Genomic DNA, 6,071 nt, shown 5'->3' on the forward strand with positions numbered 1-6,071 from the left:
CAGTGAGGAGGATATAAAGAACCGGACAAAAAGATATTCTTCACTGGTAACGGAATTGAGTTCATAATTCAGAATTTGTGGAGAGATTTCCTGAACTTTCCTTATTTTACAGGCTTTCCAGCCCCTTAGATATTGAAATGATATGTATTTTCCCTTATTTTTGCCCTTATGCGGAATCTGCAAGGGAAATAAGGGAAATTTTCAAATCCGTCCAGCTGTTTCGCAACAGACCGGCAGGCAATGCTGAGTGTGCTTGGCAGTTCCAGACATCCGTCAGGTCTCAAGCAGACAAATTCTTCTGTTTTCCCAATTATATGGATTACTATGTTCTTCTATTCATGTTTACAAATTTGTTAGCATAAATTGATGACCTTTTCACAACAAAAAAAGGTCAATTCACAACATTCCAGATAGATATGGCATGAACTTATCCGATATAATAGCTATAAATATATGTAAGCAAGGAAGTGACAATATGCGAATTGCTATCTGCGATGATGAAGTATCTATGGTTCAGATACTGGAAGAAAAAATAAAAAAGTTATTGCCGGATGCGGTTATAGATAAATATTTATCGGGTGATGAACTGATCGCAAGTGGCAGTAAGCCGGATATTCTTTTTTTGGATATTCAGATGCCGGGAATGGATGGGATGGAAACGGCAAAGGTGCTTCGTCAGGACAATGAGAATATGATACTCATTTTTGTGACAGCAGCAGAGGAATATGTTTTTCAGGCATTTGATGTCGGAGCATTTCATTATCTGGTTAAGCCATTTTCCGATGAGAAATTTAAAGAGGTTGTGACAAAGGCAGTCCATAACATAAAAAGGAGTTCCAGACTTGAAAAAGACGAAAAATATATCATGGTACAGACCGCCGGAAGTCATATAAAAATTTTTCTGCGTGATATTGTGTATGCCGAGGTGTATAACCGGAAAGTTATTATCCATACACGAAGTACGGATATTGAATACTATGGTAAATTACAGGAATTAAGTGATATGGTAGGAACAGATTTTTTCCGAACACACAGAGCCTATCTTGTACATTTTAAATATGTAGAAAAATATGATGCAACTTGTGTAACTATGAAAAATGGAACTGCATTGATTGCAAAAAAGAATTATCCGGAGTTTGTGAAGCAATATCTGAAGTATAACCAGAGGAAAGGAAATGAAGTCAGATGAGTTTAGTGGAAAGATGTTGGATGATCACATCGAAGTTTTCTGTTATTGCAATTTTGATTATTACAGGAATCTGTTTTGGTGTTTTTGTATATCCATATATGAAAAAGAAAAGGGAAGCTGCTCTGGTCAGTATTGTTTATATTGGAATTATGTCTGTGCTGTATCTGATACCGCAGCAGATTGGCAATTTTTCTGCATATATGCTGGGAGTTGTGGCTGCATTTCTTGTGATGTATGTACAGGACAGAAGAAACATTTATCAGAAAATATTTCTTGCAGTGACATTTTTTTCTATCCGTTGGCTTGCGGTTGCAATGGCAGGCAGAATGGATGATTTTATCACAAAAGCTCTGGTTTTTGGGAATACGATGGCAGGAAGACAATGGCTGCAATATGTACTTTATGCTGGAACGAGAATTCTGGATATTGTGCTTTGTATCATTTTCCTTGCAGTCGCAATCGGTCTGATCAATAAAGCATATGTATACAAAAATGATGAAATGAGCGTTAAAGAGCTGGTAATGCTTATCATACCTTCTCTTGTGGGAGTTACAGGGTATGGTATTCTGCAATATTATCTGAATATTTATGAAAAAGATACAGGAAAGAGCCTGACAGATACCTATGGATTTTATGGAACTTTAAGCTTCGTGCATTATTTTATCTCTATCATAGCAATTCTTGTTATGACTACGATGTTTCAAAACTGGAAGGTGGCACAGGAAGAACAGACAGGGCAGGAGCTGGTATTAAATCAGGTCAGTGATATGAAAAAGCGTATCGGGGAAGTGGAAAAGCTGTATCAGGATATCCGCAGCCTGCGTCATGACATGGGGAATCATATACAGATGCTGGAACATCTTGTGGCAGAGAATCATATGGATGATGCAGCAGAATATATGGAGCATTTGAAAAAGGAGTGGAATGAAATATCTCCTGAGATAAAAACGGGGAGTCCTGTCATTGATGTGATTCTGATGGAAAAGTTAAGAGAAGCAAAGGAAAAGCAGATTCGTTTTATATCAGATTTTCATTATCCAAAGGATACGAAATTAAATGCATTTGATTTAAGCGTGATCTTAAACAATGCACTGGATAATTGCATGGAAAATGTAAGTGGAGAAAATCCTTATATCAGTCTCTCTTCTTTTCGGAAAAACAGTATTTTTATGATAACCATAAAGAACAGATATGAGGGAGAGTTAAATTATAAGGACAGTGATCTGCCGGAAACAACGAAATCCGGGAAGGAGCATGGAATTGGACTGCATAATATCCGGAGGGTTGCAAGGATGTATATGGGAGATATATTTTTAGAGCAGGAGAATCAGGAAGTGGTTCTAAGTATTATGTTACAGGTAGAATAAGGACAAAAAGCACTAAGTAATCTGTGAAACATCAGAATATTTAGTGTTTTTTATTTGCTTCACAACAAAAAAAGGGCGGTTCACAACATCGCTGTTTATTGTAAAGAAAGATATGCCGAAAGAATCAGTAAAGAGAAATCATGTTGTACAGATTTTTTAGGAAACGAATTTCAGAATTTAAGCTCAAGGAGGACAATACGATGAGAATCAATGGATTTAGTGGGACAAATACGCAGACAGGAATAATGGGAATGACACAGGGGAATGATTCTGTAAGTAAAAATATTCAGAATCAGATTGCAAATGCACAGCAGAAGCTACAGGACTTATCATCGAATGAAGAAATGTCATTAGAGGATAAGATGAAAAAGCGTCAGGAGATACAGCAGGAGATTAACAATCTCAATCAGCAGTTAAGACAGCACCAGATCGAGCAGAGAAAGGAACAGCAGAGTAAAAATTCGTCATCTATGGATGATATGGTGGCTGGAACAAGTAACACTTCTAAAAAGAAAGACACCGGATTGTCACAGGCAAGTATGCAGGCGATGATCTCCGCAGATTCTTCCATGAAACAGGCAAAGGTGCAGGGAAGTATGGCAACACAGATACAGGGACGTGCCAGTGTGCTTGAATCTGAAATCAAACAGGATGCCGGAAAAGGAAATACTGAGAAGAAGGAAGAAGAACTGGCAGAGCTGCAGGCAAAGGCACAGTCTGCGACAGCAGCACAGATGTCTACACTTGCAGATGCAAATAAATCAGTAGAAGAAGCTACAAAAGCGGAGAACAGCAATACAGAAGACACTGCAACAAAGAACAATACTGATAAATCCGAGAAAACACAGGAATCTGCGGGGGCTGCGGCAGAGGAGACAGACAGCGTAAAGAATACGGATATCAAAGGGGAAACACAGGTGACAGTAGAAACACCGACTCTGGAAAATGCACAGAATGCAACACAACAGGCAGTGTATACACCGATAGATATTCGTTTATAGTTGGTAAAGGAGCAGATGCACTAAACGATGCGTCACTCTGGGAAAAAAAGAAAATAAAAAAGAAGGATGAAAAGACCGGGGAAGAAACAGAGGTAGAGGATTATGACTGGGATGCAATTACCAAAAAAGTGAAATCTTTTATTGATGATTATAATGATGTTGTTAAGGAGGCAGGAGAATCCAATACAAAAGATGTCCTTAGAAATGCTTCATGGATGACAGGCATGACAGACAAAACAGCCCAGAAAGCAGCTGGTATATCAAATGCTGCGAATCGCGCAAGTGCGACTTATACAAACAATGGTACATATTCGAAAAAAGATTCCTCTCTAACGTCAAGTAAGATTGATAAGGAAGTATAGGAATATTGTATGAGTGACTAATTTAAGCAAATGTATATCACTAATTAGTAAACATGAAAGTGAATAGGCGATTGCGAAATGTGAAAGGAGCGGATATGAAAATATTTCAAACACCTTCTTACGATAGGTTTTGTTTATTCGAAATGGAAAGAAAGAGTAAAGATTTCAGAGGTATGGATGGCAATGTTGCTTATAAAAATAAGCAGATAGACAATGTAGAAATATCGAATGAAGGAAGGCGGGCATTGCGGGAAAAATTAAGAGAAGTAAAGCCAAAAGTTGAGGAACCGATAGGATATGAATTAACAATACAAGATACAAATGAGGTTGAATGGGAACATTATATTTCTATGAGAGAACATAGTGGACTGACGTTAAAAGACGGAAAATACAATCTAGAGGATGTGATGAAGTCTATGATGGATGCTTATGAAACACGTTACAATTATATTGTGAAAGAACATGAGACTGGAGAACGTCAGGTCTCTTATAATCTCACAGGAGAAAATTCATTAACACTTGATGAAGACTTGGCAGGTTTAGACAGGGCATATAATAAGCGATTAGCAAATCTGGTGGGATATATTGTATGTCAGCAGACAAACGACGGTTCTAAATTCTTTCAAACAACTAATATGAAGAAGAATACAGCAGAACAAAAAGAATATATAGATACTGCGGTATCCATGATGGAGAAAGCACAAAAAAGATTTTTAGAAATGCATGAAGAACCGAAATACACAGCAGGAATTGCAAAGAGTGTAATTTGGGATATTATGAGTAACGATAAGAACTTTATGGAAACGACTCAGAGGTTATTTGCTAGAACAATATATCACAATGCTTAAAAAATATTTTCTAGAGACATGAAAGGCTGTTTAATGTTGCAAGAGAATGTTGGCAGTTGTTATGAGACTTATATAAGGTAGGGGCTAGTATGGTTACTGTAAATAATTATTACAACAACATACCAGTAGGCAGGGATTTAAATAATCTGCCAAACACTTCCAGTACTGGTACAACTGTAGGTTATCAATATGATGGACTTACCGAGGAAGATCGTTTCGTACAAAAAGTTTTGCAGGAGCATTATGATAAAGTGTACAAAGAAAATTTGTCTCATTCTGATCCAATGGCATATATCGAATCAAAATATTGTGATGTGACCTCACCTAATTTTTGCTCATATATGACAGAAGATCAGCGTTCCATAGCTTACCGCAATGAGAAAAGAATGTTACAAACGGAGGGAAAATATTCGGCTGGATTTGCCCGGTATGATTATGCATTAAGAAATTACAAGGATGTATATACAGGTGCTTCAAGAAGTACAGGTTATATACGCAATACTGACAAGGAAAAGCAATATGCAAGAAGTGTTGTAAATCAGCAAATTTCAAATCTGTTTTCAAAAAATGGAATATCATTATCAAAACAAGCAGATTTGACATTTTCTATTGATCCATATACATATCAATTAACTGTGTCAGGAAATACAGATAGAGACACATTATCGCAGATAGAAAAATTGCTGAATGAAGGAGATAATGCAAAAAATATTTGGACGCATGCGTGGATTTGTATGCATGATTCAGACAATGAAATTGTTAATTCGCAAGCAAATAGGACAAAGGCGAACCAATATTCTTTATGGCATGAAGTGTATGAGACAACAGGGTATGATGCACGCAATGCGACATATAGAAAAGGTACTTTTATTGCAGAGGATGGCACAGATTTACTTGCCTTGTTTAAGGAAAAGGCTAAAAATGGCGCAGGGTATGAACTTTATTCTAATAGATGGTTGGAATATGCTAAAAATGGCTGGAAAAAAGAAAATGATTTAGTATTGAAAATAGGATTTGACAGCAGTGGATTGTATGATATAGGGCAGGAAAGAGGATATGGAGCAACGCAGAATATGTGGATGAAAGGTATTAGTCAAAGTATATTTGAAGCTAGCGTGTGATCAATATTATATTGATTCTGAGAGAAATCCAACAGGTGGCATAGTTGGAAGGACTCCGAATAATGAAAGGAGATATGTTAATATGGCAGTTACAGGAATAGGAACATATGCGTCATATACGAATAGTTATGGCAATACACAAAATGCTGGAAACAAAACGGGCAGGACATATAAGAATGCCCA

General features: G+C 37.0%; 6 protein-coding genes. All 6 read left to right on the forward strand.

Annotated elements, in window-relative coordinates; genetic code table 11:
* Positions 1-475: 475 nt before the first annotated feature.
* Positions 476-1,189 carry a LytR/AlgR family response regulator transcription factor gene (locus WMO43_RS13860; protein ID WP_353531573.1) on the forward strand — a complete coding sequence of 238 codons (714 nt, stop codon included), beginning with the start codon at positions 476-478 and terminating at the stop codon, positions 1,187-1,189.
* Positions 1,186-2,556 carry a GHKL domain-containing protein gene (locus WMO43_RS13865; RefSeq protein ID WP_353531574.1) on the forward strand — a complete coding sequence of 457 codons (1,371 nt, stop codon included), beginning with the start codon at positions 1,186-1,188 and terminating at the stop codon, positions 2,554-2,556. Before WMO43_RS13860 ends, WMO43_RS13865 begins: the two co-directional genes overlap by 4 nt.
* Before the next feature lie 200 nt (positions 2,557-2,756).
* A complete protein-coding gene (locus WMO43_RS13870; RefSeq protein WP_353531575.1) occupies positions 2,757-3,557 on the forward strand; it encodes a FlxA-like family protein in 801 nt (266 codons plus the stop codon).
* A gap of 128 nt (positions 3,558-3,685) precedes the next feature.
* Positions 3,686-3,919, forward strand: a complete 234-nt coding sequence (locus tag WMO43_RS13875; protein WP_353531576.1) for a hypothetical protein — start codon at positions 3,686-3,688, stop codon at positions 3,917-3,919.
* A 95-nt stretch (positions 3,920-4,014) separates the two neighbouring features.
* A complete protein-coding gene (locus WMO43_RS13880) occupies positions 4,015-4,767 on the forward strand; it encodes a hypothetical protein (protein ID WP_353531577.1) in 753 nt (250 codons plus the stop codon).
* Positions 4,768-4,856: 89 nt separating this feature from the next.
* A complete protein-coding gene (locus WMO43_RS13885; protein ID WP_353531578.1) occupies positions 4,857-5,888 on the forward strand; it encodes a DUF4885 family protein in 1,032 nt (343 codons plus the stop codon).
* Positions 5,889-6,071: the final 183 nt, after the last annotated feature.

This window comes from Maccoyibacter intestinihominis, from assembly GCF_040096355.1.
Lineage (GTDB): Bacteria > Bacillota > Clostridia > Lachnospirales > Lachnospiraceae > Maccoyibacter > Maccoyibacter intestinihominis.